The sequence below is a fragment of the Deltaproteobacteria bacterium genome, assembly GCA_016235345.1.
Lineage (GTDB): Bacteria > Desulfobacterota > Desulfobacteria > Desulfobacterales > Desulfatibacillaceae > JACRLG01.
On the sequence record JACRLG010000028.1, the window covers coordinates 1 to 26,207 of the forward strand.

Annotated in this window: 16 protein-coding genes and 1 pseudogene; 11 read left to right on the plus strand and 6 right to left on the minus strand. The window is 52.5% G+C overall.

From position 1 onward, the window contains the following. Nucleotides 1-204: 204 nt before the first annotated feature. Complete coding sequence (locus HZB23_13730; protein MBI5845717.1) at nt 205-1,248, minus strand: hypothetical protein; 1,044 nt, start codon at nt 1,246-1,248, stop codon at nt 205-207. Further along, the gene (locus tag HZB23_13735) at nt 1,245-2,450 is read right to left on the minus strand and encodes a DUF262 domain-containing protein (protein MBI5845718.1); all 1,206 of its coding nucleotides are present in this window, start codon (nt 2,448-2,450) and stop codon (nt 1,245-1,247) included. The genes HZB23_13730 and HZB23_13735 overlap by 4 nt, the downstream gene beginning before the upstream one ends. Before the next feature lie 306 nt (nt 2,451-2,756). Here HZB23_13735 and HZB23_13740 point away from each other — a divergent pair, with 306 nt between their 5' ends. The 3 genes from HZB23_13740 (at nt 2,757) to HZB23_13750 (ending at nt 6,129) form a co-directional block, all read left to right on the plus strand. Next, on the plus strand, nt 2,757-4,787 hold the full coding sequence (locus tag HZB23_13740) for a hypothetical protein (protein MBI5845719.1): 2,031 nt from the start codon (nt 2,757-2,759) through the stop codon (nt 4,785-4,787). Nucleotides 4,788-4,855: 68 nt separating this feature from the next. Continuing rightward, nucleotides 4,856-5,122, plus strand: a complete 267-nt coding sequence (locus HZB23_13745; protein MBI5845720.1) for a hypothetical protein — start codon at nt 4,856-4,858, stop codon at nt 5,120-5,122. A gap of 44 nt (nt 5,123-5,166) precedes the next feature. Beyond that, a complete protein-coding gene (locus HZB23_13750; protein MBI5845721.1) occupies nt 5,167-6,129 on the plus strand; it encodes a site-specific integrase in 963 nt (320 codons plus the stop codon). 219 nt (nt 6,130-6,348) lie between these two features. Here the strand turns inward: HZB23_13750 and HZB23_13755 are convergent, their stop codons facing one another. From HZB23_13755 to HZB23_13765, 3 genes are all read right to left on the minus strand, one after another. After that, complete coding sequence (locus tag HZB23_13755) at nt 6,349-7,860, minus strand: DUF4403 family protein (GenBank protein MBI5845722.1); 1,512 nt, start codon at nt 7,858-7,860, stop codon at nt 6,349-6,351. Nucleotides 7,861-8,122: 262 nt separating this feature from the next. Beyond that, nucleotides 8,123-10,117, minus strand: a complete 1,995-nt coding sequence (locus tag HZB23_13760) for a hypothetical protein (protein ID MBI5845723.1) — start codon at nt 10,115-10,117, stop codon at nt 8,123-8,125. A gap of 475 nt (nt 10,118-10,592) precedes the next feature. Next, nucleotides 10,593-10,838: a hypothetical protein gene (locus HZB23_13765; protein MBI5845724.1), complete on the minus strand. Its 246-nt coding sequence runs from the start codon at nt 10,836-10,838 to the stop codon at nt 10,593-10,595. A gap of 136 nt (nt 10,839-10,974) precedes the next feature. On the opposite strand from HZB23_13765, the pseudogene polA reads away from it, so the two are divergent. Further along, a pseudogene (gene polA / locus HZB23_13770) lies at nt 10,975-13,624 on the plus strand (DNA polymerase I). Between the two features lie 35 nt (nt 13,625-13,659). On the opposite strand, the gene HZB23_13775 reads toward polA, so the two are convergent. Beyond that, on the minus strand, nt 13,660-16,194 hold the full coding sequence (locus HZB23_13775) for a TIR domain-containing protein (protein ID MBI5845725.1): 2,535 nt from the start codon (nt 16,192-16,194) through the stop codon (nt 13,660-13,662). 462 nt (nt 16,195-16,656) lie between these two features. On the opposite strand from HZB23_13775, the gene HZB23_13780 reads away from it, so the two are divergent. From HZB23_13780 to HZB23_13810, 7 genes are all read left to right on the plus strand, one after another. Beyond that, nucleotides 16,657-17,799, plus strand: coding sequence for an acyl-CoA dehydrogenase family protein (locus HZB23_13780; GenBank protein MBI5845726.1), 1,143 nt, complete (start codon nt 16,657-16,659; stop codon nt 17,797-17,799). A gap of 203 nt (nt 17,800-18,002) precedes the next feature. Continuing rightward, nucleotides 18,003-19,118, plus strand: coding sequence for an acyl-CoA dehydrogenase (locus HZB23_13785; protein MBI5845727.1), 1,116 nt, complete (start codon nt 18,003-18,005; stop codon nt 19,116-19,118). Nucleotides 19,119-19,291: 173 nt separating this feature from the next. Next, nucleotides 19,292-19,948 carry a TetR/AcrR family transcriptional regulator gene (locus HZB23_13790; protein MBI5845728.1) on the plus strand — a complete coding sequence of 219 codons (657 nt, stop codon included), beginning with the start codon at nt 19,292-19,294 and terminating at the stop codon, nt 19,946-19,948. A gap of 4 nt (nt 19,949-19,952) precedes the next feature. Beyond that, the gene (locus tag HZB23_13795; GenBank protein ID MBI5845729.1) at nt 19,953-20,516 is read left to right on the plus strand and encodes a hypothetical protein; all 564 of its coding nucleotides are present in this window, start codon (nt 19,953-19,955) and stop codon (nt 20,514-20,516) included. A 236-nt stretch (nt 20,517-20,752) separates the two neighbouring features. After that, on the plus strand, nt 20,753-21,892 hold the full coding sequence (locus tag HZB23_13800; protein ID MBI5845730.1) for a thiolase family protein: 1,140 nt from the start codon (nt 20,753-20,755) through the stop codon (nt 21,890-21,892). Nucleotides 21,893-21,903: 11 nt separating this feature from the next. Continuing rightward, a complete protein-coding gene (locus HZB23_13805) occupies nt 21,904-23,094 on the plus strand; it encodes a hypothetical protein (protein ID MBI5845731.1) in 1,191 nt (396 codons plus the stop codon). Nucleotides 23,095-23,113: 19 nt separating this feature from the next. Then, nucleotides 23,114-26,137, plus strand: coding sequence for a long-chain-fatty-acid--CoA ligase (locus tag HZB23_13810; GenBank protein ID MBI5845732.1), 3,024 nt, complete (start codon nt 23,114-23,116; stop codon nt 26,135-26,137). The last annotated feature ends 70 nt before the right edge of the window (nt 26,138-26,207 follow it).

Genomic DNA, 26,207 nt, shown 5'->3' on the forward strand with positions numbered 1-26,207 from the left:
CAGAGGCTACAGGAACATGGGACGAAGGCCAATCGAGACCTTTTTGATCGGCAAAAAGCGGCGGGAGGAACTCTCCGGGGTCGCCGCCTAAAACCACTCGCCCGAGAGGCCAACTGTCCGGCAGGTCCTTGACTTTTACAGTTTGAGGCTCAACTTTAGGCTAATATGCTGCAGAGGCGAGAGTATTGAAAAGAATTCAATATGTCAGAAAATAATACTTTTAATCTTGTACGATTTTTTGCATTTTCCATCAATCTTGAGCCCTACCGGTGTGTCTATCCCGGCTGGAGCATTTGTGACTGTTTCACTATTGACTTGTACTTGCATTACTTTAACCGAATACCAATTGTTACTTGAATTTTTGATTAATAGTAGCGATCCAGGTATCAACTCAACACCACGAGAATAAATACAAACTATGTTATGATTATAAACAGCAATTGGTAATCCATGATCAGTGCCATATTTTGCAATATAATTTATGAAAGTTTGGTTGATCACCGTTGTAAGGCCTTTACAATACGCGCTTAGCATATCACAATATGGGATAATTTCACTATGAGCAAGCACATTTGATGTATCGCCATGTGCAACCTCATTTCTCCGCACTACAAGATCATTAATCAAGTCAAGAACAGTTTCTGGTCGTTCGTTCGACGCAATACGATCATATGATTTGAGAAAAGCATCAAACTCATCAGTTTTAACACATCTGCGACTTGCTGACTCTATACCTATACGCCCAAAAAACTCATCAACCATTGGAACCCTAAAATTTGAGGTATGGTACCTCATAGATTCAACTATAAACCTATAAGGAATTTTTCCAGAGAGACATCCTGAAAAAGCATCAACAATTTGAATCGCATCATAGCGCCCATCATAGCGACTACCACGTGTGCGCTGAAGGTGGCTTACAGTTAGATCAAAATGAGCTTCCCTGAGCTTATCGGGTAGGGCATCATATGTAGGTGCCACTTTTACTACATTAGTAATGAACTCTTCAGCGATTTCCTCAATGAAGCGCTCCAATACCCCATAGAGAAGGACTATTGAGCAGGCATAGTCGTAAGTCCTACCCGGAGAAAAATTTGAAATTTTGTTTGCCCATTCGAATGCAGGACCGGCAACATTTAAATCAAGAGTCAATAAATGCTTGACCGCCGTAATCTTATTCTCGGATAATTCTGAAAAACATCGCAAATCATCCAAGCGAGCCAATGCAGTGGAGAGCGCTGCATAATTCACGATAAAATGCTCTCAAAGAGTTTAAAAAAAAGATCATTACGAACTCTTAGGTTCTCACGATTTGTATAACGTCCTTGGAATTGACTATTCTCAGTTTCATAAAGGTCCCTAATTGCTCTGACTATTTCATCTTTCTTGGCGATTAAGTTCTCGCTTCGATCAAGAAATTGACTGAGAGCGAACATCAATGGATCGTAAACGACAGTTGTAGGGCGTCTATACCACAGCCATCCTGTTGTTCGCTTACGCCAAAGAAAAAATGCTTCTTCACCCAAAAGTTGACATGCTAAGTCAATCGTATTTCTAAAGAGACCTTCCAACGCGCTAAGAACTTCTTCGGTGAAGAGATTTGCTCGTTGTAAATAAATATCCATAAAAATTTTTAATGGCCCATCCTGATTCAATAGTCGTTGACGGTACGCGAAAAATCGAAGAACCAACTCGACATCATCCATTCGACGAAAAATATCATTTTCACGGGTAATCTCATTAATTTCTCCACCCGCCAACTCAGTCTCATCAGGTTCGGGAATTCCCCACGTTCGACAAAGCGCAGGGGTTCGACTCAACTTTATGCACAACCGGTTCATCTTGCCATCGAATATTGCATTACGGCTTTCCTGGTCGGACAGGCTTACACCACCACTATTGATCCGCTCGAATACTAACTGCTTTAGGCGTTGAGCTTCAGTTGGATCACTAGCGGTTTCGCGCATCAGAACCACTGAAGATAAATATCTGCGATCCACACCACGCCGAACAGCTTCTGGTAAAGTCTCATATGTTCGGCCATTTAATTCCGGCCATTCTTCTAAACCCGCCAATATCAATTTGCTCTGATAGAAATCGCTAATAGTAGTTAATCGCTGCAATCCGTCCATTACTTCATATTTAGCATAGCCTACTTCATACAAAAATACTGGGGGTATCGGTACGTTAATGATGAATGATTCAATCAAGCGAGATTTTTTTATGTTGTCCCACCGATGTCTTCTTTGGAAATCCGGGTCGAGCCGATAGTCTGAACTCGCAACCATTTGCGGAATTTGAGGCAATGGATACCTCGCTTGTTCTGTAACTATTCGGACAGCGCCAGCGTTGTATCTTTCGTTCAAAGCATCGTCACTTGCTTGAGTTGGGTTCGGACCTTTCTCCACAGTAAAATCGATCTTTTCATTTTCAAAAAGAAAATCTGATTGCATATTCTGAACCATCCCGTGGGAAGAGTTAAAACTTTTCAATATTTCTTTTGAGCATACTCTCCTTAAAACATAAGAAAATTATGCGGGCTGGGAGAGGAAGGCTCAGAAATCCGTATAGTAGAATATACCAAAAATTGTCAAAATTCAACATACATTGAAGAACTTGATCGCTCGGGACGTAAGCACCATCTGAATTACCGGCTTCCCGACCTGCCCAATGAGCCCGAAGTATGCGGCCGGGCAAACGGTTTGATAGCGCGCGCCCTGGCTGCTCTTGCCTCAAGGTTCAACAGCACGGATGTCAAGGTGGACGTGACCGTTGGAAACGCTGCCCGAATATGGAAGCTATACGGCACGATGGCGTGCAAGGGTGATGACACCCCCGGCAGGCCACACCGCATAAGCTCCCTGTTTAAAGGTGCCCCCCTGGTACTTGGGGATGTCCCCGTATCAGACAGAGATGCGTTGGAGCGACTTGCCGCCACGGCTCCGACTGCTGCAGGAAAGGGTCGGCAACGTCAGCCATCGTCACCCGGAAAAAACAAGTCTCTTCCTCAAGACGGAAATCTTGGGCCGATAAATATTCCCGCTTATTTGAATCATTACGGTGTCACTTTTAGAGGCACCAAGCAGGAAGGGGCCGCGACGTATTATCTGCTGGAAAACTGCGTATTCGATCCTGAGCATACGGACGGCAAGGCCGCCATAATCGGATCTCCTGAGCCCCCCTATCTTTCTTACGCCTGCTTTCATCAAAGCTGTTCAGGCAAAACCTGGAAGGAAGCCAGAACGGCCATATCCGGCGATGACCCGTTGGCGCGTTTTTGTGACGGATACGACCCTGACTGGCAACCGGAACGCAAAAAACGAATGTTGCGCGACCGCTCCGGCAATGAGCCTGCGGCGATTTGTGAATCGGCGGGAAATGTTGACAAAAGCAACCTATTTGACGTTGATTTTGAGGCCCTGCCTTCAATTCCGACACCCAAAGAAGTTGACCCGCTATTATTTTTCGATCTTGGGCCTGAAGGGAAACGCAAAAGGGGCAGCTTTGTTGAAATGAAGATGGCGCAATACCTTTCCCTGTATTTTGCGCCCATCCTTAAAACCAACGGAAAATTCTATCAATTTAAAGATGGGGTTTGGAAAATCCTTTCCGAGACCGTGATAGAAAAAGCAGTGGCGCATTCGCTGAAAAACCTCTGCAAGGCTCCACATCTGGACAGTTCTATAAGAGTGTTCGGAGCACAGGTAGGCCAGGAAGAGGAGGAGTGGCCCGATTATCCCAACCTGATCAACTGCAAAAACGGCATGGTGAATATGGAGGCCGACTATTTGGAGTTCAAAGGCAAGAGCAGAGACGTTTTGCTCCCTCACGATCCCAAGTACGGCAGCCGGGTGCAACTGCCTGTCGAATACGATCCTGAGGCAACGTGCCCCAGGTGGGAACAATTTTTACAGGAAATTTTTCCGACAAGCCCGGAAAGGGCGGCTTTGCTGCAGCTATTTTCGGGTTACGTGCTCTTGCCGCATACAAAATTTGAAAAGGCCCTGTTCCTTTTCGGGACCGGAGCCAATGGCAAGAGCACGGTCATCTCCGTGCTGGAAAAGATACTTGGGCCTGAAAACGTTTGTACTGTCTCATTGAGCGAGCTCAGCAGACCATTTTCGGTTCTGTCCTTGCAGAATAAGCTGCTTTCTGTGGCCTCTGAAATGGAAACCAAAGAGGCGCAAAGCACGGAGGTTTTAAAGAAGGTCATATCCGGCGACTCCATATCGGGGGAGGAAAAATTCGGAAAGCGGATCGAATTCAAAAGCTGCGTCAAATTCATGTTCGCCATGAACAACCCACCCGCCGTCTCGGATAAGACTGAAGGCTTCAAACGAAAAATTCTGGTGTTATATTTCGACCAGAGGATTCCTGACTCAAAAATGGACAGGGGCCTGGTTGAGCACCTTGTACGTGAAGAATCCGCCGGGATATTCGCCTGGATGGTCATGGGGGCTGCAATTTTAAACAAGAAGGGCGGCTTCCTGAACCTTGGAAAGATTGTTGAAAACGACACGAACAGCTTTATGCATACCTTGAATCCGCTTTTGGACTTTCTGGATGAGAAAACCCACCTGGACCCGGAAGCAAGCGTGCCGAGTGATGATTTTTATCGGGCGTACAAGGCTTGGAGCGAAGACAGCGGCTTGAGGCCTTTGGGCAAAGTTCAGCTAAATTTGCAGCTTCTAAGCGCCATGCCCAAGGTGAGCAAGAAAAAGATAACGGTCCCATTCGGTGGAACCGAGAGCCGCCGCCACTGCTATACGGGCATAAGACTTCTGTCATAGGGCTGAGCCATGCACAAATGACGCGAGGAATTAATAAGGGTTGTGGGTTTTAAGGTGGAGCAAGCCCCGTGACGATATTTGAAAAAGCCTTAGTACCGGTCTGGAGTACCGTTGCCGCCGCAGCGCCGTTGTTCGGCATGGGCGAAAGGCGCGTGATAGAGCTTATCCGCTCCGGCATGGTAAAGGGTTATCAGGCGAACCAGCAGGACGACGCCCGGCGCTCGTGGTGGGTGGACACCAGGAGCCTTGACCGGTATCACGGAGACAGGGCGGCACAATACCAGGGCGAAGCGGATCTTGTGGCGCAGGACGCCCTTCGCAGGATGCGCAAATGAATCCTTCTTGCCCAACAGATAGTCTTCGTGCTACCTTTCCCTCCATGAGACTTTTTGAACGAAACGGCATATGGTACGTCCAGGTTCGCAGAGGCCAGAAAATCAGCCTCAAAACCTCGGACCGCAAGGTGGCAGAGTCCGCCTTCCGCAAGATGCAAAAAGAGGCTCTTGAGGGTCGTTTGTTCCAGTTGGACAAATCCGCCCGCATCCCCCTCCGGCAATGGGGAGAGGAATATCTCAAAAGCCGGGGGCACTTGGCTGACGGCACCCTCAAAAAAGACCGTATGGTCCTGGGGCTTTTGGGCGATGTGATCGGCCACGACATCGCAATTAAAGCTGTGACTAAAGCGAAACTGGACGAGTTCGTCCGCGCATGTCTCGCCCGTGGCGTATCCAAGCCAGGACTCAACTCCTATCTCCGCCACATCAGGGCCTGCCTCAATGCCGCCGAGGAGGCAGGGTACCTGGAAAAGCCCGTCAAGACCAAGATGGTCAGGGAGCCTTCCAGGTATCCAGGCATCCTGTCCCCGGAGCAAATCGCACAGGTAATCGCCTATGCCGAAATCCATGACCCGGAGATGGCCCGCATAATCCGTTTCGCCGTGTGGACCGGCTGTCGTCGCGTGGAAATCATCGGGCTGCGGTGGGAGCACGTTAAAGGAGACCTTGTCCATATTATAGGCAAAGGCGACAAGGAGCGGCACGTACCTCTGCTGTCAGGGGCGCTGGAAGCGATGGGAGATGTCAAGCATATCGGCCCGGTCTTCTGGCAGGTTCACCCGGATGTTGTCACCCATCATTTTAAAGACATTGCCCGCGCCTGTGGCATGGAAAACGTCCATTTCCACAATTTAAGGCACAGCTCAGCCACACAGATGCTTTCTTCCGGGATTCCGCTCCACATGGTCCAGGAAGTTTTGGGCCATTCCAGCATCGCAACGACACAAATTTACGCCAAGGTTTTAAAGGAGACTTTGACCAAGGAGATGCAGAAACTCAAGTGGTGATGCACCCAAAAGGCACCCAAGCCGCTATAACCATCTGAAATCATTCACCGCGCCAAAGCACTTAAAATCCCTCGATTCTTGCAATCGTGCCGGTTCGATTCCGGCTCCGGGCACCAGTAAAATCTGTACCACAATCGGTTCTGTCCAGACTGCGGTGGTGGCCTGAAAAGGCTTGTAAGGCATGCTCCAAGCCATACCGGCCAGCGCGGCCTTGTGCATTTATTGCGGCAGAGCGCTGAAGGTGAGCGATGATTTGCCCTTGAACGCAACAGTGGCCAGAATGCCGTCCGATGCCGTTGCAAGATATGTGATGTCGGCCTGATCCAGTTGAGCCGATAGAGCGATGCCGTCTTTGATGCGCAAGTTTACCAGATGCCTGTTGAGCATCGAAAGCCGTTTCGCAACCTCCGCCCTGATGTCCCAGTTGAGTTCACCCTGTATGCTTTTCACAAAATCATCATGCAGAAGGTAATCGGCGGTCTTGACCAGAAGATTATAGGTATCAAGGTCGTAGTCGAGCTCCTCCACCCAGAGCCGGTACGTTTCCGGGCTGAAGCGCAGCTTGCCGGTAAGGAACACGCTTCCCTTGGTATCGAAGGCCATTCCGGGCGAACGGGCGAGGAAATCTGCGCGCACCACGAGCGCCGGGCCGTTGCCGTAAATGTCGATGCCGGAGAGCGTCACCGTAACGTTCTTTTTTACCTTGTACTTTCGCCCGACCAACACCTTGCCCGCTATTTCCCGCGCCTGGCCGTAGTGGAGCTTGACCGGCGCGTTAATCACGAAACCGGGCTTTACCTCGCCCTTTTGAAGAGGTGGCAGGGGGCCGACTTCCCGGTCTGCCGGGCATGGCCCCACAAAGGTCGAGACCAACGCGTTCAAGCCCACAAGGATTCTGACCGCGTCCCCATCCTGGCCGAAACCGGAGTAGCTGAAATGATTCGGCGTTATGACCAGCCAGGTCTCCGGGCTTTTTGCCAGCAGAAGGGGTTTGCGGCACATCTCCCAGATTCTTTCGGCCTGCGGCCTCAGTTGCACCTTTTCCGGAACTTCCAGGTCGAATCTGGCGAGCGCCTCGTTCCATTTGGGCTTCACCTTTCCTTCCAGAAGCCCCTGGCAGCTAACCGGGATCAGGCCGAAAAGTTTGAACTCGGCTTTTTGGGCGAGGAAATCCCCGACCGTGTTCGTGCAAAGCCGCCAGTCCGGCGTGACGGCGATTGACGAGATTGCCGAAAGGTCCGCGATAACGTCTGCAGTTTCGCGGATACCCGCCTTTTCCGCAGTGATGGAGCCCTTTAGCCTGGTTCCGATGGAAACCCGGTTGTCATCCACCGATATCGTCAAATCGCCCCGCCTTACATCGGCCCTCCATTTGGCGCTGACCGTCGCCACTTTTATGTCATCCTTGAAAACCCCGTCTATGGGCCAAATATCTGTCAGGCCGCCAGCCCCGGTGCCGATGCTTATCTGTTTGGAAACCACCCCGGACTCCCTGAACTTCTGTGGGACCTTGCTTTCCAGGAGAGCCTTTAAGACATCGATGGGGATGGAAATGGCCATGTTGGCCACGGAAGCCTGGGGCGGCGGAAGCGCCGGGGACTGAAATTCGCGCGGCCTTATAGGCTCGATGCTTTTGGCGCAGCCCGAAAGCGCCACTGCCAGAAAAATCGCAAGTATATGGAATAAATATGGATGACGGCCAAAATGCCGACGTTTTGAAAAATTTTTCATCACCTGCCTCCTTAACGAGGCCTTCATGGTAACGCCTATCGTGCATTCTTTCAACAACTGTGGCACGGTGTCCTGAAAGCATTCCACAGAAGGCAGGCACTCAAAAAAAATGCGGATCACCGGCGTGATTGCAGGTACCGATCGATCCGGTGGATTTGGAGGAAAGGAAAAACCGGCTTTCGGAAATTGCCAGCCGGTTTAACCTTTCTTAGTCACCCAGGGTATACGAAGATAGAACTGCCGCAGGGCATTGGGCCAGCCCTTACGATTCTCCCCCGCTTTCGGCCTGATCTCCCTTGATCTTGTTGGCGAAAAAGCCCGTGAGCACCGCCGCCAGACCCTCTATGGCCCCTCCGCCGCCCGAAGCCCCCCCCGCCTGAACCTGGGGCACTATGGAAATCTGGTTTTCCGCAAGGGTCCGTATGACGTTTATAAGGGCCGTGCCGTCGCGCCCCATCGCCTTCACCTGCTCCTCGTAGCCCTTGGCCTGGGCTAGCCCCGTGGCCTCCACCTCGGCGGCCTTGGCCCTGCCCGTCTCCCTTATGTAATAGGCCTCGCCGTCAGCCTGGGCAGTGCGCGCCCTCGCGTTGTTCTCGTTGACCTTTATTCCGATCTCAGAGCCTATCAGTTCCTTTTGCTTGTCGGCCCTGGCCCCGGAGCTTTCCCTGGCCACCCTTTCGTCCTCGGCGAGCTTTTCCTGCTTGTAGGTCTCTATCTGCTGCGCCGCAATTTCACGATCCTGCAAAACCTTCACGAGTTCAGCCGGAAAAACGACGTCCTGGATATATACGCCCCTGGTTTCAACCTCGTACTTGCCAAGATGCATGGTCACGTGCTCGGATGCCTGCCTCTGAACCTCTTGGCGGGTGGAGATGAAATCCACAGCAGCCAGGGTCTGGAGCTTATCCCTCATGTGGTTTCCCACGGCGGCCTGCAAGACCTCGTTCACAAGGTTTTGCATTGTTCCCACCATGGAGATTATCTTCGGGGCCTTGGTATCCGGCACGTGAATCTGGACCTGCAGATCGATCTTGAAAACAAAGCCCTCCTTGCTCTTGGCCTCGATCTGGGAAAGTTTGGAATCAAGGTTGTGCGCCGCAGATGTCGCCGCCGCCCAGTTTAAGGTAAGAATGGAAGTGGGGACTATCTCAACTTTGTAGCAGCGCGGATTGATGGGGAATTTGCCTGTTCTGAGCGGTTCCTGCCAGATTCCCCTGTGACCGGGGCGCACCAGGGAGCCGAACTTGAAATTTTCACCGGAGGTGTCCTTGGTGGCCTGGCCCACGTAGGATTTCACAACCGCAACCTGCCCCTGCTGGACCACTGTCATGGGCACAGTTTCCACCTTCACCAAAAAGGGATTCAAGGCATAGGCCCCGTACATCAAGACGTCGTATTGAAGCCCTATGCGGCCTCCGTTATCGAGAAAAGCCTGGAAATCCTGATAGTTGTTATGGAGATCGTTCTTGTTGCCCAAAAGAACCTCTATTAGCTGGGCGTCCGATTTTTCCTCCCTTTCCAGGGTTTCCATGTCATCGAAACCGCCCAGTCGGCCTGCGATATCCCCGGACGGCAGAGGATTTCCCTCGAACACGGTGACGATTCCTATAACGTCCGTCACCTCGCCGGGATTGCCGTCTTTCTGGGGTTCGATGACGGTGAGCCTGAATCGCGCCGGTTCTATTCCAAAGGCGTCCGGGCTTAGATGGCCGTCTCTGGAGGTCCCGGCCCTCAGTTCCTCGGAAATGGGCACTCCGTAAACGTTATCGGCTGTAACCACCAGGAAAGCCACCGGGTGTATGGGAATCGTTGAACCGGGGGAAAGGACCGGCCTTTGTATGCCTTTTTGGCCGCCGTTATTAATGAAGGTGTTGACGTTTCTGAAATCGCCGAACTCCCGCTTGTATTGGGCGGACTTGGCCCCGATGGGAAGCTCGGAGCCCACCTGGGCTATGACAACCCCTATCTGGCCTGCCGGGACCTGCACCCAGGGATGCTTTTCAACGGCGTACACCGGCCAGAGCATGAACCGGAGGCCCGGCATTAGAAGCTCGGCCTGATACCCCGCCTCGCCGTTGAACGCTATGGGGTTGTCTCCTTCCAGTTTTTTGACCGCCACGCGCTTAATGACGAGTCCTATCTCGTTTTCCCCGATGTTGTGAAGGGAGCGCGAGGTTATGATGTGGGCCGCAATGCAAAGAGCGGCAAAGCAGATCACTATTATGCCAAGCGGGGAAAACAGGAAGGAAAGGCTCATTTAGATTTCCTCTTCGTTAACCGGTTATAAGACACCATCCCGAAGATATTGAAACTCACCGTCAATGCCCGCGCGACAGCAGGTGATCAATCATTCGCGTCCTTGCATTATGCTTTCAGGACGAAAACGTCAGGACATACATACTTCTTGCCTGTTCCCGTGCCCGTTTGAACCGGCAAGAGCGCGGTAGCAATTTTGTTTCAAGATATCAGCGCCTACCATATTCGACATGTTTATCGCAACATTTTCAGCGTAAATCGTCTGGCGGGCTTCGAGGGAAGGCGGGGTGTGCTTGCTTTGGGGCGGACGGCTGGCAAGGCCTGACGTGTGACGATCTGTAAAGCGGGTCCTGATCCTTAAACAAAAGCGACGGATCAAAGCCTTATCCGTAATTCTTCCTGTTGCGCTCCATGCTTCTTCTTCCTTTCCTTCATTTTTTTTCATGACCATGAAACTTACATTTTCAGGAAGCCTGCTATTGGTTGCCGTAGCCGTTAAGTTGTGAGCATTCCGGGCACTGCCACTGGATGCCGTTGCAGCTTAGGGTCCAGAAATTCTCGTCCATGCAGGGCTGGCACATGGCGAACCCGCACCGGCAGGTCCAGCAGAAAAGGTATTCCTTTTTGCACAACTGGCAGACCCGGTTCCTGGCCCGCCTGCCGGGCCGCCCCTTTTCCGCCCTGACCGGCGAAACCTCGTCTTTTGGCCTGTTTTCGTCCATTCCGTCATCCTCCAAGCGCCCTGCCCTCCTGTTTGAGCCCTTCCGCATCGCGTTCTTGAGATTGCAGACAATAGATGATAGGAATTTTGGAATCAACCGCAAGTATTACGCACCCCAAAATAGCGAGCCCCAATTCATGCCCCAGTCATTTTACATCATAGACGGATCCGCCTTCATCCACCGGGCCTATCACGCGGTGCGCGGGCTTTCCACATCGAAGGGCTTTCCCACAAACGCGATTTTCGCCTATACCCGGATGCTCCTGGCGCTCATGCGCGACAAGCGCCCGGATTACGCCGTGGTGGTTTTCGACGCCAAAGGCCCCACGTTCCGGCACGAAATGTACGAGGCATACAAGGCCAACCGGCCGCCCATGGACCCGGAACTTGCCATGCAGGTCCCCTACGTGCGCACCATCACCGGGGCGCTTTCCATTCCATACATCGAACTCATAGGCTTCGAGGCCGACGATATCGCCGGAACCCTTGGGAAACAGGCCCTTGGCCACGGCCTTGACGTGGTTTACGTAACCGGCGACAAGGATTTTCTTCAGCTTGCCGCCCCCGGCGTTTCGATAATGGACCCCATGAAGGAGACCTTCAAGGATTACGGGACGATCAAATCCGAGCTTGGCTTCGAGCCCGCGCGTTTCCGGGACGTGCTGGCCCTTTGGGGGGACAGTTCCGACAACATTCCGGGCGTTCCGGGAATCGGCGAAAAAACCGCGATGGCGCTTATAAAGGAATTCGGAAGCCTTGAAGGTGTTTACGAAAACCTCGACAAGATCACCAAAAAGAAGCAGAAGGAAAACCTTGAATCAAGCCGGGAAAACGCGTTTTTGAGCCTTAAACTCGCAACCATCGATACCAATGTTCCGGTGGAGTTTTCGCGGCAATCCCACAAGCCGGGGGAGCCTGACCGGGAAAAACTCGCGCCGGTTTTCGAGGAGCTGGAGTTTTCAAAGCTCGCTGCGGAATTTGCGGTGATGGCGGAAACGCCGCCCGCCCCCGTCCTCCCCCCGCCGGAATACGTGAGCATCACCGACGAGGACGCCCTTACGGCCCTTGCCGCCGAGCTTTCCCGATGCGCCGAGTTTAGCCCTGGTGGGCATCAGCCTCGCCACCGGCCCGGGCCGGGGGTGGTACGTCCCGGTGGATCACACGGCCCTTGCCGCCCCCAGGCAGGCGGGCCTTGAAAGCGCTCGCCGGATTCTCGGCCCGGTATTTGCCGACCCGCGCATCAAAAAGGTGGGCCAGAACATCAAGTACGATCTCATCGTGCTGGTTCGACACGGTTTTAAAGTGGAAAACATAGCCTTCGACACCATGATCGCCTCCTACCTCTTAAATCCCTCCTCCCGCGCCCACGGCCTGGACAGGCTTGCCTCCGACCTTCTGGGCCACAGGATGATCCCTTACGAGGAGGTGGCCGGAAAGGGCAAGGGGGAGGTAGGCTTCGACCACGTGCCCGTAAAGGAGGCCACCGCATATTCGGGCGAGGACGCGGACATCACATTGCAGATCAAGGAAAAGCTCGCGCCCATGCTGGAGGCCGAGGGCCTTTCAAGCCTTTTCGCGGAAGTGGAAATGCCCCTGGTGAGGGTTCTGGCGGATATCGAGATGAAGGGGATAAGGGTTGACACCGATCATCTGAAAACCCTGTCCCGCGAGTTCGAGGCGGAGATGAAAACCGTGGAAGCCGCGATTTTCGGGCTTGCCGGAGGCCCCTTCAACATCGCCTCGCCCCAGCAGCTCGGCCACGTGCTCTTTGAAAAGCTGGGCCTGCCCACCCAGAAAAAGACCAAGAAGAAAACCGGCTACTCCACCGACGCGGCGGTTCTGGAGCAGCTTGCGCCCAGCCACGAGCTTCCGGCCCAGGTGCTGCGCTACCGGACTCTCGCCAAGCTCAAATCCACCTACGCCGACGCCCTTCTTTCCCTGGTGAACCCGCATACGGGCCGGGTCCACACTTCCTTCAACCAGAACGTGGCCGCCACGGGCCGCCTTTCAAGCTCGGACCCCAACCTCCAGAACATCCCCATCCGCACAAAGGAAGGCCGACGCATCCGCGAAGCCTTCATACCGGAAAAGGGAATGGTGATGTTTTCGGCTGACTACTCCCAGATCGAGCTACGAGTCCTGGCCCACTGCTCGAACGACCCGGTTCTGATCGACTCCTTCAAAAAAAACGAGGACGTGCACACCCGCACGGCAAGCGAAATTTTCGACCTCGACCCGGCCTTTGTGACGGGTGAGATGCGCCGGCAGGCGAAAAGCATCAACTTCGGCCTCATCTACGGCATGGGGGCGTTCAAGCTCTCAAACGAGCTTGGAATCAGCCAGTCGCTTGCCAAGCGCTACATCGAGCGCTACTTTTTAACGTACCAGGGCGTGAAACGCTTCATGGACCTTTCCATCGAAACCGCGCGGGCCACCGGGAAAACCACCACCCTCATAGGCCGCATCCGGCGTCTGCCCGCCATAAACGGCAAGGACCGGGTGGAGCGCGAGGCGGCGGAGCGCATAGCCATCAACACCCCCATCCAGGGAACGGCGGCGGACATCATAAAAATCGCAATGATCCGGGTTCAGAACGCCCTTATCGAACGGAAGATGAAAACCGCCATGCTGCTTACGGTTCACGACGAGCTTGTTTTCGAGGCCCCGCCGGATGAACTTTTAGAGGCGAAAAGCCTTGTGCGGGATTTGATGGAAGGGGCGATGGAGCTTCTGGTGCCGCTAACCGTCAACATGGCCGAGGGCGAAAACTGGGCAGAGGCGCATTGAGGGGCAGGGTCGGCTCGACTCTTGAGTTTTTCTATCTAATCTGCAGCTTCTGAATATATATTATAATCTAACGCATCGTCAATTCGAGAATTTAAGATATCAAGCTCATCTTTGGCTTTATTTCGATCATGAATTCCAACATCTGTATCATGTATAATTTGATGTAATATCCTACATCTCAATTTTTGATGTACCATTATATCTTTACCTTCAATTATACGCCAGTATCTTGAAGCTTCTTTCCAGTTTTCTTTAGAAACATATAATTTACATTTTAATCCGTTGACAACATCCTTTTTATCAGGCCTCGGACCAAATTTTTTTTCAATTTTTTCAATCAGATTTTGTGCCTCATCATATTTAGAAAGTTCTATATATATGTCAGCTAGATTTGACAAATTCTCAAATCTAGGAGTATATTGCATTGATGTTTTCTCAGCGAAACTTAACGCTTCCTCATAAAAGCCTTTTGAAGAATAAAATATCGACATTCTATGATTATAACTACTATCGTCGCCAGCGCGTTTTAATAAATCTAATTTTTCAATTGCTTTATCATATTGCCCGAGCTTAATATATATTAGAGCTGATAAATCGAGAAGTAATGGGTTTTCAGCCTTTTGGCCTTTAATGCTTTCAATCGTATTTTTTGCATCTTTAATGCGTCCTGATGCTATAAGTGTATGAATTAAACCATGATAAGTAGCAACAGATCTATTTCCTGCATCTATTGCATGCTTAAAATATTTCGACGCTGCTTCGAATTCGTATCTCTTCCAATGAAAAAAACCTTTTAAATAAAGACAGTCATCAAATTTTTTATCACAAATAATTTGTAAAAGTTTTTTTGCATTATCCCATTCAGCCAGTCTAATATAGGTTTTACATAATAATGATGCTGCCTTTCGATTGTATTCTTGTATTTTTAATACATTTTCTAATAAATTTTTAGCAATTATCCATTCTTTTTGTCCACCGATATTGTAATAATCCCTTGCATTTCTCAGCAACATTGATGGAATAACAAAAGATTTGAAATCATCATTAATTCCTTTTTCTGATCTTATACTTGCTTGTATCGTACAATCAATTACATCCATTCTTGGCGATGTATTGATTATATCCCATATGTTTGTTTTCAAATTTGATAATATTTCATTATATTTTTCAGGGCTAATTCTACCTAACACTCTATTAACAGTAGATTTTATTGGTGATGCAATTATAAATGTTTCTTCTAATGCATAAATTAAGCAAAAATTAATAAGCTTTTTAATAATTTCGGTTAATCTTTCGGTTTTAAAGCGTGATATTATCTGCAGTGTTTGATAGCTTATAGCTGAATTTTCGGCGATATATTTTAATATAAATTTTTCATCTTCATGTAGAATTAATTTTTCAATTATTGGCGCATAAGCTTTGATTTGCAGATTAGATAAAAATTGTTTATCATTAAATAAAACCTCGACAGTGTATTGTTTTGCATAAGCTACTGATAGTGATACAGCAGGTGGAAATCCAGCCATGTAATATGATAGTTCTTGAATTTGTTCTTCATCTAGAGCGATATTCGCATCTTTAAACAATAAAAAAATTAAGGTTTTGGTATTTTCTAAATCAATAGGCGGAACTTTTAAATATATGGGGTCTAAAAAACTCCAATCTTTATCTTCAATAGTTGGTCTGAATTGATGAATTACAGCAAAATATTTTTCTTTATATTTTGATAAACTTTTAAAAAGTTGTATAGCTTCATTAGTATATCTAGATAGCGAATCTGTTAATGCTCCATTGTCAATAATTGTAGGCAATTCATTTTTTCCAGATGTCGATGTAAGCAATAAAGCAATTTCATTTATTTGATCTTTTAAATTAAGTTTTCGAAATCTATTCATTTCACTATTAATTTGATCTTTTGAGTATAATTCACCTGATTCATCGATTAATGCCATATATAAACTGTCCATCCCATCATCTGGGTCTAACACTATCTGTGGACCAAGATTTTGCGAAATAATGTCTTTGGCTACTTTTGTCAAAAATGTTCTTCTGCCTACATTGGGTAAGCCACCAAGTATAATTAAATTTTCATATTCATGGCCAATTCTTTTTCGCAAACTTGCCGAAAATGAATCTTGTAAATTTGATCTACCAAGACATTTAAATGTTTTTCCCATATCCAGTAATCTATTTAAACTTGATTCAATTATTCTTGATGCTCTACCAGGGTTCGTAACTTTTTCAATTATTATATGTTTCATCCATTCTGGAATATTATCAATTTCTGTATCATCAATTATTATTACAATTGCTTTCTTAATAATATTTAATGAATACAACTCTTGAGCATAGTTTATTTCAAAGTTTACCCAAGATGATTGCAATGAATTTTTACTAGCTAATAAAACGAAAATGCTGGTCTCTTTAAGTTTTGAACGAATTTCATCAATCAATAATTGACCAGTTTCAAAACAATATTCATCGAGAATAATATTGCGACGCTTTAATCTGTTAGCCAAGGTTTCAACAAATGCCTTTTCTTTTTTTGAATGACACAAAAAAGCTCTCATGATTTAGCTCCTTATAGGCTTTTTTTGTCTATTTCAGCTTATCAATTGCCGTTTTGGCCATAGACATATCCCACAATGAGATAAGGAGGTCAACTTGTCGGCAAGGTCCTCGAATTCGATAAGTTAAACTTCAAATTAGACTCTCAAGCTTCCTTCCTTTCCGGTTATGATTATGGAACGATTTCGTACAGATGTTTCTATCCTATTTTGTTCCAACTCGCTTTTCCAATAACTATTTTATACTAAGGATTTTTTTGAATATCAAGTCCCAACTGTATCCTGAAAAATTTTCTGTGTGGGGGAACCACCTTAAAAATCCTCTTGCAATTATTTTGAAGCTCGTTTACTCTTTGAACCGGATTCAATAAATGAACTTAATTTCACTTCGGCGGTTTCCTCTGTCCCCCAAAACAGGCGGAAAGCCGCCCTCACCGCTTTTCCATAATTAATCCCGGAGGCGTCATGGACTTTCAATTCACCAAGGATCAGTTGATGTTCAAGGAGGAGGTCATCCGCTTCGCAAAAAAGGAGATCGTCCCCCGCGTTCAGGAACACGACCTTAAAAACGAGTTCGATTTCGAATCCTTCCGCAAAATGGGCGAGTTCGGCATTCTTGGCCTGCATTTCCCCGAGGAACTGGGCGGCCAGGGCGCGGACGTGATCACCACGGTGCTGGCTGGCGAAGCATTGGGGGAAGCGGGCGTTGACGGCGGACTCACCCTGGCCTACGGCGCACATACCTTTTTATGCGCGGACACCCTCTTCCGCCACGGAAACGACGCCCAGCGCAAAAAATACATCCCGAAACTCGCAAGCGGCGAGTGGATAGGCTGCATGGGCCTCACCGAGCCGGGCGCGGGGAGCGACGTGGCCTCCATGACATCCACCGCCGAAAAACGGGACGGCAAATACATTTTAAACGGCAACAAGATGTTCATCACCAACGGCCCCATTGCAGACGTGGCCGTGGTCTACGCCAAGACCGACCCGGCGGCCCACCACGCGGGAATCTCTGCCTTCATCATCGAAAAAGGGACCCCCGGATTTTCCGCAGGCCCGCCCCTCATCAAAATGGGCGTTCACACGTCCCAGACCTCGGAACTCATAATGCAGGACTGCGCCATCCCGGAGGAAAACCTCCTTGGCCAGGAAGGCATGGGCTTTCTGATGGCAATGGGCACCGTTGAATGGGACCGCTCGGCGCTTCTTGCCCCCTTCATAGGCTCCGGGGCGTATCTCCTTAAAAAATGCACCCGCTACGCCAAGGACCGCGTGCAGTTCGGCAGGCCCATCGGCCAGTTCCAGGCCACCAAGCACAAGCTCGCCAACATCCGCATAATGCTGGAAGCGGCCAAGGCCCTTGTTTACCGCATCGCCTGGTGCAAGAACACGGGAAAGCCCTTAAATCACCTGGAAGCCGCAGTGGCCAAGCTCTTTGCGGGCGACTGGACCCTAAATCCCATGAACGACGCCATGCTCCTTTTCGGCGGCTACGGCTACTGCCACGAGTACGACGTGGAGCGCTGCTTCCGGGACAGCCGCCTCGCCCCCATCGGCGGCGGCACCAGCGACATCCAGAAGATGATCATCTCAAAGATGCTGTAGAGGCCGCCTCAAAACGCGATCTGCTGTGTTGTGCTCAAAGCCAATTCCGTCACGTACGAAAAGTACGCTTGACTCATTGGCTTATCGCACGCCTTGCAGCTCATCGTTTTGAGACAGCCTCTACGGGCGGCGCATTTGAACATCTTGGTGGGCTCTTTGAACAGGCGGGAGCCGAACCGAAGCAAATATAAAGGAGCAATAACATGAACTTCGAGTTCAACGAAAAGGAACAGGCATTTTTGACCCAGATTGAGTCAATAATGACCGATTTTGAGCCCATGGCGGGAAAGAGCGTGACCGAGCCCCTGGCCGCCATCCTGGAAAAGCTCGCAGCCACCGAATATCTTAAGCTCGGCCTGGAAAAGACCGAGGGAATGGGCGTCCCGGTCATTCTGGCCGCAGCCCAGGAGCGCTTCGCCGCCGCCTACCCCTCGCTCTATCTCACTGTTGAAATGAGCGCCAGGGTTTTCGGGCGCATCCTTTTTTATCACGCGGACGCCGCCCAGAAGGCGAAATACCTCGCGCCCCTTCTGGCCGGAAAACTCGTCGGTGCGCTGGCGCTTTCGGAAAGCTCCATGAACGTGGACAACGAGCCGCTTTCCACCACGGCCACGGCTGACGGCGGCGGATACGTGGTTTCCGGCGCGAAAAGCTACGTGGTGAACGCGGGCGTTGCGGACGTGATCGCCGTCGCCTGCCGGGTAGACGACAAGGTGGGCTTCGCGCTTGTGGACAAAAATGCTGCTGGCCTTACCATCGGAAACCCCTACGCCACCCTTGGCTTCGAGGGAGCCCTGATAGCGAGCCTCACCCTTGAAAACGTGAAGGTGGAAAAGGGCGCTTTCCTTGGTCCTTACGACGCCAAAACCGCGCTTTCGGCGGTGCGGATGTTCGAAAACCAGGTCCTCACCGGAGCCGCCGTGGGGGCCATGAAGGCCGCCTTCGAGGCCGCAAAAAAGCACGCCAAGGAACACAAGAGCGGCGGAAAGCCGGTCATCGCCTTCCAGGAGGTGGCCTTCAAGCTGGCGGAGATGCTGACCTCGCTTCAGACCGGCGAGCTTTTCGCCATGCGGAGCGCCTGGGTTGCGGAAACCACACCCAAGGAAGCGGAGGACATCATCCTCTGCGCCAAGGTCTTCTGTTCGGAATCGGCGGAAAAGGTGGCCTCGGACGCCCTCCAGATTCTGGGCGGCGCGGGCTTCACCATCCCCAACGCGGCGGAGCGGGCCTACAGGAACGCCAAGTATACGGCCATCGCCGGGACTTCCACGGAAATCTGCCGGGTTAAAATCGGCGACTCGGAACTCGGATACAGGTAAACCATTCGCCCGTCTAAAAACGCGAATGGCGGTGTCACGCATCACGGCACGGGTCGTCATGTACGAAAAGTACTACTCCTCCCCGCGCCGCTCGCGAACCTTAGCGTTTCATCGCCAAAACTCAACAACTGACATCCAGGCTTCATATCAAGCCTTTTTCAACGGACTCATAAATGACTGAAGCGGCAAAAAACGGAACGGTTTCAACAAGCGCCCTTCGCAGGCAGAGGGAGCGGGAGCAGCGGTATCAAACGATATTGTCGGTGGCCGAAAACCTTTTTTCCACAGAGGGCTACCACGCCACCAGCATGGACAGGATCGCCCAGGCGGCGGAGGTCTCGGTAGGCACCCTGTACTTTTACTTCAAGAACAAGGAAGACCTTCTGGTCCAGCTCTTATCCGACATCGGCTTTCGCATAAGGGAGCTTGTGGGAAGCGAATTTATCCGCTCTGACGCGACACTCGTTGGTTTCGAGCAGGCGGGCCTTTCGTTTTTCACACAGTTTTGCGTTAAGCACCCGGAAAAGATCACCATTTTTTTCCGGGAATCCGTAGGCCAGGGACAGGCCGTGGAGGCCATGCGGAAAAAAATATTCAAAAAGTTCACCGCCGATATAGTCGGCGCCCTTGAGCGGCTTTCCAAGAAACTTGGCGTGACCTTCAGAAGCGGGCTTTCCACCGAAGTGATGGCCGTGTCCATTGTGGGCATGTACGAGAAGGTGGCCTACCAGTATCTTATCTGGAACGACAGGTCGGACGAGCTTCAGCGCGTGGCGGAAGACGCCCTTGCCTTCATCGTGGGCGGCGTCAAAAACCTGTGCAAAGAGTAAAGCCATGCACTTGAAAGGCGCACTCCACGTACACACCACCTGCTCGGACGGCACCCTGTCCATAAAGGAGGCCGTGGAAGCCCACGAGGCCCAGGGCTTTGACTTCATGGCCCTCACAGACCATGATTTTCTGATGCGCAAGGGCTGCTACGACGTTGTTTCGCGCCTTCGCACGGACATGATAATTTTTCTGGGCGAGGAGATCATGTTCCACGAGAAGGGCTACATCCACATAAACCGGGTGCAGGGCGACCGGGAAGTTCTCCACGTTTTCAACCATCCGTCGGAGCTTGGGCTTCCGGTTCCCCAGACCATCGAGCGCATGAGGGCAGTTTCCGAAAAACTGCGCCTGGATGCGGTTGAAATCACCACCAGGGGCTTTTACACGAAGGAATTCGACGTCCCAGAAGTATGGCTTAAAAAGATCGCAACGGACGACTCCCACGAGCGCCACATGATAGGACGCGCCTGGGTGGAGATGGACGCCCCGCGCGACAAGGACGCAATTTTGCGGGCCATAAAAAACGGGGATTTCTGGAACTGCTTCGCATCGAGAAGGCACAGATAAATATCTTTGTGGCTCTGAACTATTTTCAGCAAAGCGCTTTTCCTGGGAGCGCGGGCGTCCCGCCCGCTTTTGCAGCGTAATGCGGGCGGGACGCCCGCGCTCCCAGGGTAAAAGTTTCCTGTCCATTTTACGGCAAAGTTGAGAATAGCATAAAGCCACGAAGATTTTTTCGGAAGGGCGCGACAATCCGCGCCATTTTTCAATCACTGGCATAAAAGGCTTCGGAGGGTTCAACCATGAACAAAGTCGGCATCTGCGCGGTTGCGCAAGGTCCCTTTGAACGGAACACCTGGCACGAGCGCTTCCAGGGCATGGCCATGCCCGTACTGGAATCGCTCCTTTCGCAAACCGGCCTCGACTTCGCCGAAGACACGGGCATAAACGTCATCGTCTCCTGCTCGGACGACGTTTTCGACGCCCGCACCATTTCGGACAACGGCATGACCGATGTTCTGGGCGGCCACATGCGCTGCGAGGAAAAGGTGGCCCAGGACGGCATCCAGGCGGTCTACTACGCATCAAGCATCATAATGAGCGGCTACACCGACGTGGTGCTGGTTTTGGGCCACTCGAAGGAATCCCAGGGCCAGAGCCGCAACATGGTGACGCACCTTGCCTTCGACCCATTCTACACAAGGCCTGTGGGGCTTGATTTCACGGCGGCGGCGGGGCTCCAGGCAAGGGCCTACGGAAAACTTTCCGGCGTCTCCGAAGAAGAACTCGCCGAAATCGTGGTGAGAAGCCGCGAGAACGCGAAGAGAAATCCGCACACCCAGGACCTTGCGCCTGTTTCGATGGACGACGTTCTTTCCTCCCCCATGCTGGCCGACCCCATCCGCCAGCTTCACGCCTACCCGGTATCGGACGGCGTTGTGGGAATGATCTTCGCTTCCGAGGAACGCGCCAAAAAACTCTGCAAGAACCCGGTCTGGGTCACGGGCCTGGGTAACTGCATGGACGGCTTCTTTCTGGGAGACCGGGACATCGCCGACAACTTCGCTCTTAAAAAGGCGGCGGAGCGCGCCTACAAGCGGGCTGGAATCACCGACCCGGCCAAGGAAATCGACATCTTCGAGGTGTCCGATCACTACGCCTACCAGCAGCCCATGTGGCTTGAGGGCCTGGGGCTCGCCGAAACCGGAAAGGGCCCGAAGTTCCTGGCACACGGAGGCAAGGACCGGGTGAATCCTTCGGGCGGGATGCTTGCCGGAAACCCCCTCATGCTGGGCGGCCTCGTTCGCGCGGCGGAAGCCGCCGTGCAGCTTAAAAATGAGGCCGGGGACAGGCAGATTCCGGGAGTGAAGAAGGCGCTCGCCCACGGAGTTATGGGGCCGGCGGGGCAGTTCCATGGCGTTGCGGTTTTATCAAAGGACTAGGAGGAATAACGATGAGCAAACACAAGAAAAACCGCAACGTGGGCGTCGTGGGGGTGGGCATGTCGGTCTTTTCCAGCCACCGCGAGGAAGTGAACCAGCCTGAAATGATTTTCGAGGCAGTGGCCGAGGCCCTCAAAAACGCCGGAATAACCATGGATGACGTTGATTGCGTGGTTCACGGCAACATGGAGCTTTTTGAAATGGTCCATCAGCCGGACCTCTGGCACACCCTCGGCACGGGCTCGCGCGGGAAGGAAGTCTTGCGGGTCACCACCGGCGGCACCACCGGCGCGACCCTGGTCTGCGCGGCGGACGCCCTGGTTGCCTCCGGGCTTCATGACATAGTGCTGGCCATCGGCTTCGAAAAGCTCCAGGAAGGCCACACCACGGGCGGCATCACCAATATGGCGGATCCCTTGTGGGCGCGCCAGCTTCAGACCGGGGCTCTCACCGGCATGACTGCAGCCGACATGATAGAGGAGTTCGGCGAGGAGAGGGCCAAGAAGGTTTCCATGCGTTACCGCATCCTCATGGATGAAAACTGCATGAAAAACAGGAAGGCCCACCGCCGCCTTGGCCTCACCATGGATCAGGCCGACGATCTTGCGGTCAACTCCCCGGCCCTGGTGGGCGAGCTTCGCATGATCCACATGTGCTCCCAGAGCGACGGGGCCTGCGCCATGATCTTCGCCTCCGAGGAAAAGGCGAAACAGCTCTGCAAGCGGCCCGCATGGATAAAGGACCACATCACGGTCCACCGGGAGGAGATGTTCTGCATCTTCGGCGATGCCCCATACAAGACCACCATGCGATACGCCGCCGAAAAGCTCTTTGAGCGCAACGGCGTGAAAAATCCGGTTGAGGAATTCGACGTTTTCGAGATGTACGACCCCTCCTCCTGGTGGGCCACCGACTGGCTGCGGGAGTTCCTGCTTCTCGAAGGCGACCAGCACCTGAAAATGGTGGAAAACGACGAGATCGCCATAAACGGGAAACTGCCCATAAACCCGTCGGGAGGCGTCATCGGTTCCAACCCCATCGGGGCCACGGCAATGGTGAGGGTAGCGGAGGCCGCCATGCAGATAATGGGAACAGCCGGGGAGCACCAGGTTCCGCACGAAGTCAACAAGGCCCTTGCATCGGGCTTCGGCGGCACCATGTGGACGGTCCTGTTCATTTTAACCAGCGAAGTTCCCCAATAGGCGAAGGGAGGAAGATAACATGAATCTTGGAAATTACCTGGACGAGGCGGTCAGGAAGTACGCCCAAGTGCCCTACCTTCGCTTTTACGACGAGACCGTCACCTACGCCGAATTCGGGCGAAGGGTGAACGTCCTTGCCAACGCCCTTAAAAAGCACGGCGTGAAAAAGGGCGATTTCATTCATGTCCTGGTGCAGAACAGCCCCTACACCCTGGTGAGCTATTTCGCCATAATGAAGATTGGCGCGGTGGCGGGCCCCATCAACGGCTGGTGGAAGGCCAAGGAAGTCGAGTATCTGTTGAACGACTCCCAGGGCCCCGGCCTCATCATCGAGGACCAGTATCTCGATATTTTGAAGGAAATCCGGCCCAACTGCCCCAATCTCAAAACCGTCATCCAGGTTAACGGGGAAATCCTGCCGGGCCACCTCGATTTCGACGCCCTCCTTGCCGAAGGCGACGAGACCCCTGTCGTCTGCGAGGCAGCGCCCGACGACGACGCCTACATTTTCTACACCTCCGGCACCACCGGAAACCCCAAGGGCGTGCTTTTGGCCCACAAGAGCGTTCTCGCCGACATCAACGGAGTGAACGCGGCGCTCAACACCGAAGAAGGCATGGTGGTTCTCATCTTCCTGCCCCTTTTCCACGTGAACGCCATGCTCTCCACAAGCTCCTCCATGCAGAAGGGAAACACGGTGGTGCTTCGGAAGCAGTTTTCGGCGTCCGAATTCTGGGAGGTGGTGGATAAGTTCAAGGTCAATTTCTGGAGCGCGGTCCCGGCGGTTTACCAGATACTTTTAAAAGACCCCGGTCGCCAGAAGTTCGATCTCTCAAGCCTCAAGTTCGGCGTCTGCGGCGCGGCCCCGCTTTCTACCGAGACCATGAACGAATTCCAGGCCACCTTCAACATCCCCATAGTCGAAGGCTACGGACTCACCGAGGCCACCTGCGTCTCCACCATCAACCCCCGCGACGGCGTGCGCAAAATCGGCTCCATCGGCCTGGCCCTTCCCGGCCAGGAGGTGAAAATCCTGGACCCGGACGGAAAAGAGTGCCCGCCGAACGTTCCGGGCGAAATCTGCATAAAGGGTGACGTTGTGATGAAGTGCTATTACAACCGCCCGGAAGCAACCGCAGAGACCATAAAGGACGGGTTCCTGCACACGGGCGACGTGGCCTACAAGGATGATGACGGCTACATCTTCATAGTGGACCGCATAAAGGACATGATCATCCGTGGTGGCGAGAATATCTACCCCAAGGAAATCGACAACGTGGTGATGGGCCACCCGAAAGTGGCCGAGGCCGCAACCGTTGGCGTTCCCGACAAGACCATGGGCGAGGAGGTCCAGGTCTTCATAGTGCCGCGCGAGGACGACATCACCGAAGAGGAAATCATCGAGCACTGCAAAAAGCACTTGGCGTCCTTCAAGGTCCCGAAATACGTCACCTTTTTGTGGGACGAGGACATGCCGCGTAACGCCGTCGGCAAGACCCTCAAAAAGGAACTTCGCCAATACGGAACAGCCCCCCGGCCCAAGAAAACCGGAGGCCCTGTCGTAACAGTGGCCGACATCTTCGGTACCATGGAAAGCCGGGTCAACCCCGAAGGCGTGGCGGGAATCACCGCCAACTACGGCTACATAATTACCGGCGAGGGCGGCGGCGAGTACACGGTCTCGGTGAAAGACGGAGTGGTGAAGGTACTCTCCGGCATAGTCGACCCCGGCGTCACCACCATGGTGGCTGCCAAGGACTGGATAGCGATAACCCTGGGAACCCTGGACGGCATGACGGCGTTCACATCCGGCAGGCTCAAGGTTGAGGGCGATTTCGGCCTTCTGACAAAGGCAACCAAGTTCTTCAAGAAATACACGCCGCCCGCTGCGGCCCCCCAGGCAACGGTTGCCGACATCTTCGGAACAATGGAGTCCCGCGTCAATCCCGAAGGCGTGGCCGGAATCACCGCCAACTACGGCTACATCATAACCGGCGAGGGCGGCGGCGAGTACACGGTTTCGGTGAAGGACGGCGCGGTGAAGGTTCTCTCCGGCATAGTCGATCCCGGCGTCACCACCACCGTTTCCGCCAAGGACTGGATCGCCATCACCCTTGGAAAACTGGACGGCATGACAGCCTTCACCTCAGGTCGCCTGAAGGTGGAGGGAGACTTCGGACTTCTTCCCAAGGCCACCAAGTTCTTCAAGAAATACGCTCCGCCCGCCCCGGTTGCCGAAGCCACCGTGGCAGACATCTTCGGAACAATGGAGTCCCGCGTCAACCCCGAAGGCGTTGCCGGGATAACCGCCAACTACGGCTATATGATCACCGGCACGGGCGGCGGCGAGTACACCGTGTCGGTGAAGGACGGCGCGGTCAAAGTTCTTTCCGGCATCGTCGATCCCCAGGTGACCACAACCTGCTCGGCCAAGGACTGGATCGCCATTACCCTTGGGAAACTGGACGGCATGACCGCCTTCACCTCAGGGCGCTTAAAGGTTGAGGGCGATTTCGGACTTCTCACAAAGGCCACCAAGTTCTTCAAGAAGTACGCCCCGCCAAGCGCTGCGGCCGACGAGCCCAAGGATGAGCTGATCGTCCTCAAGCAGGTCCTTTCCATTCCCCAGAAGTTCTCCACAGGACCCGTGATGGGAAAATTCCTGAGGAGCCTTAAGGACAAGAAAATAATCGCCAACAAGTGCCCGAAATGCGGACGCCTCCAGCTTCCCGCCCGCGAAGCCTGCGCCGAGTGCCGCGTTCGCGCCACCGACTGGGTGGAGGTCGGCCCGGAAGGCGTCCTCACCATCACGGACGTGGCCTTCTACGCCTCGCCCGACCCTCTCACCGGCGACACCCGCGAGACGCCCTACTGCGCCGCCCACATCCTTCTGGACGGCTGCAAGGACCACGAAACCCTTTGGCACGAGCTGAACCCGGACGACATAGGCCGCGCCAAAAAGGGAATGCGCGTGAAACCCGTGTGGGACGACAAGCGCAAAGGAGCGATAACGGACATAAAGTACTTTACGCTAATTGACTGACAGCCCGTCTAAAAACGCGAACTGACAGTGCCAGAGCTTCAAAGCCAATTCCGCCACGTACTTTCAGTAC

Coding starts and splice junctions, on each gene's coding strand:
- HZB23_13810 (MBI5845732.1), top strand. CDS start 23,114: ATGAATCTTGGAAATTACCTGGACGAGGCGGTCAGGAAGTACGCCCAA.
- HZB23_13760 (MBI5845723.1), bottom strand. CDS start 10,117: ATGAGCCTTTCCTTCCTGTTTTCCCCGCTTGGCATAATAGTGATCTGC.
- HZB23_13775 (MBI5845725.1), bottom strand. CDS start 16,194: ATGAGAGCTTTTTTGTGTCATTCAAAAAAAGAAAAGGCATTTGTTGAA.
- HZB23_13765 (MBI5845724.1), bottom strand. CDS start 10,838: ATGGACGAAAACAGGCCAAAAGACGAGGTTTCGCCGGTCAGGGCGGAA.
- HZB23_13780 (MBI5845726.1), top strand. CDS start 16,657: ATGGACTTTCAATTCACCAAGGATCAGTTGATGTTCAAGGAGGAGGTC.
- HZB23_13785 (MBI5845727.1), top strand. CDS start 18,003: ATGAACTTCGAGTTCAACGAAAAGGAACAGGCATTTTTGACCCAGATT.
- HZB23_13755 (MBI5845722.1), bottom strand. CDS start 7,860: ATGAAAAATTTTTCAAAACGTCGGCATTTTGGCCGTCATCCATATTTA.
- HZB23_13790 (MBI5845728.1), top strand. CDS start 19,292: ATGACTGAAGCGGCAAAAAACGGAACGGTTTCAACAAGCGCCCTTCGC.
- HZB23_13795 (MBI5845729.1), top strand. CDS start 19,953: ATGCACTTGAAAGGCGCACTCCACGTACACACCACCTGCTCGGACGGC.
- HZB23_13800 (MBI5845730.1), top strand. CDS start 20,753: ATGAACAAAGTCGGCATCTGCGCGGTTGCGCAAGGTCCCTTTGAACGG.
- HZB23_13805 (MBI5845731.1), top strand. CDS start 21,904: ATGAGCAAACACAAGAAAAACCGCAACGTGGGCGTCGTGGGGGTGGGC.
- HZB23_13750 (MBI5845721.1), top strand. CDS start 5,167: ATGAGACTTTTTGAACGAAACGGCATATGGTACGTCCAGGTTCGCAGA.
- HZB23_13735 (MBI5845718.1), bottom strand. CDS start 2,450: ATGCAATCAGATTTTCTTTTTGAAAATGAAAAGATCGATTTTACTGTG.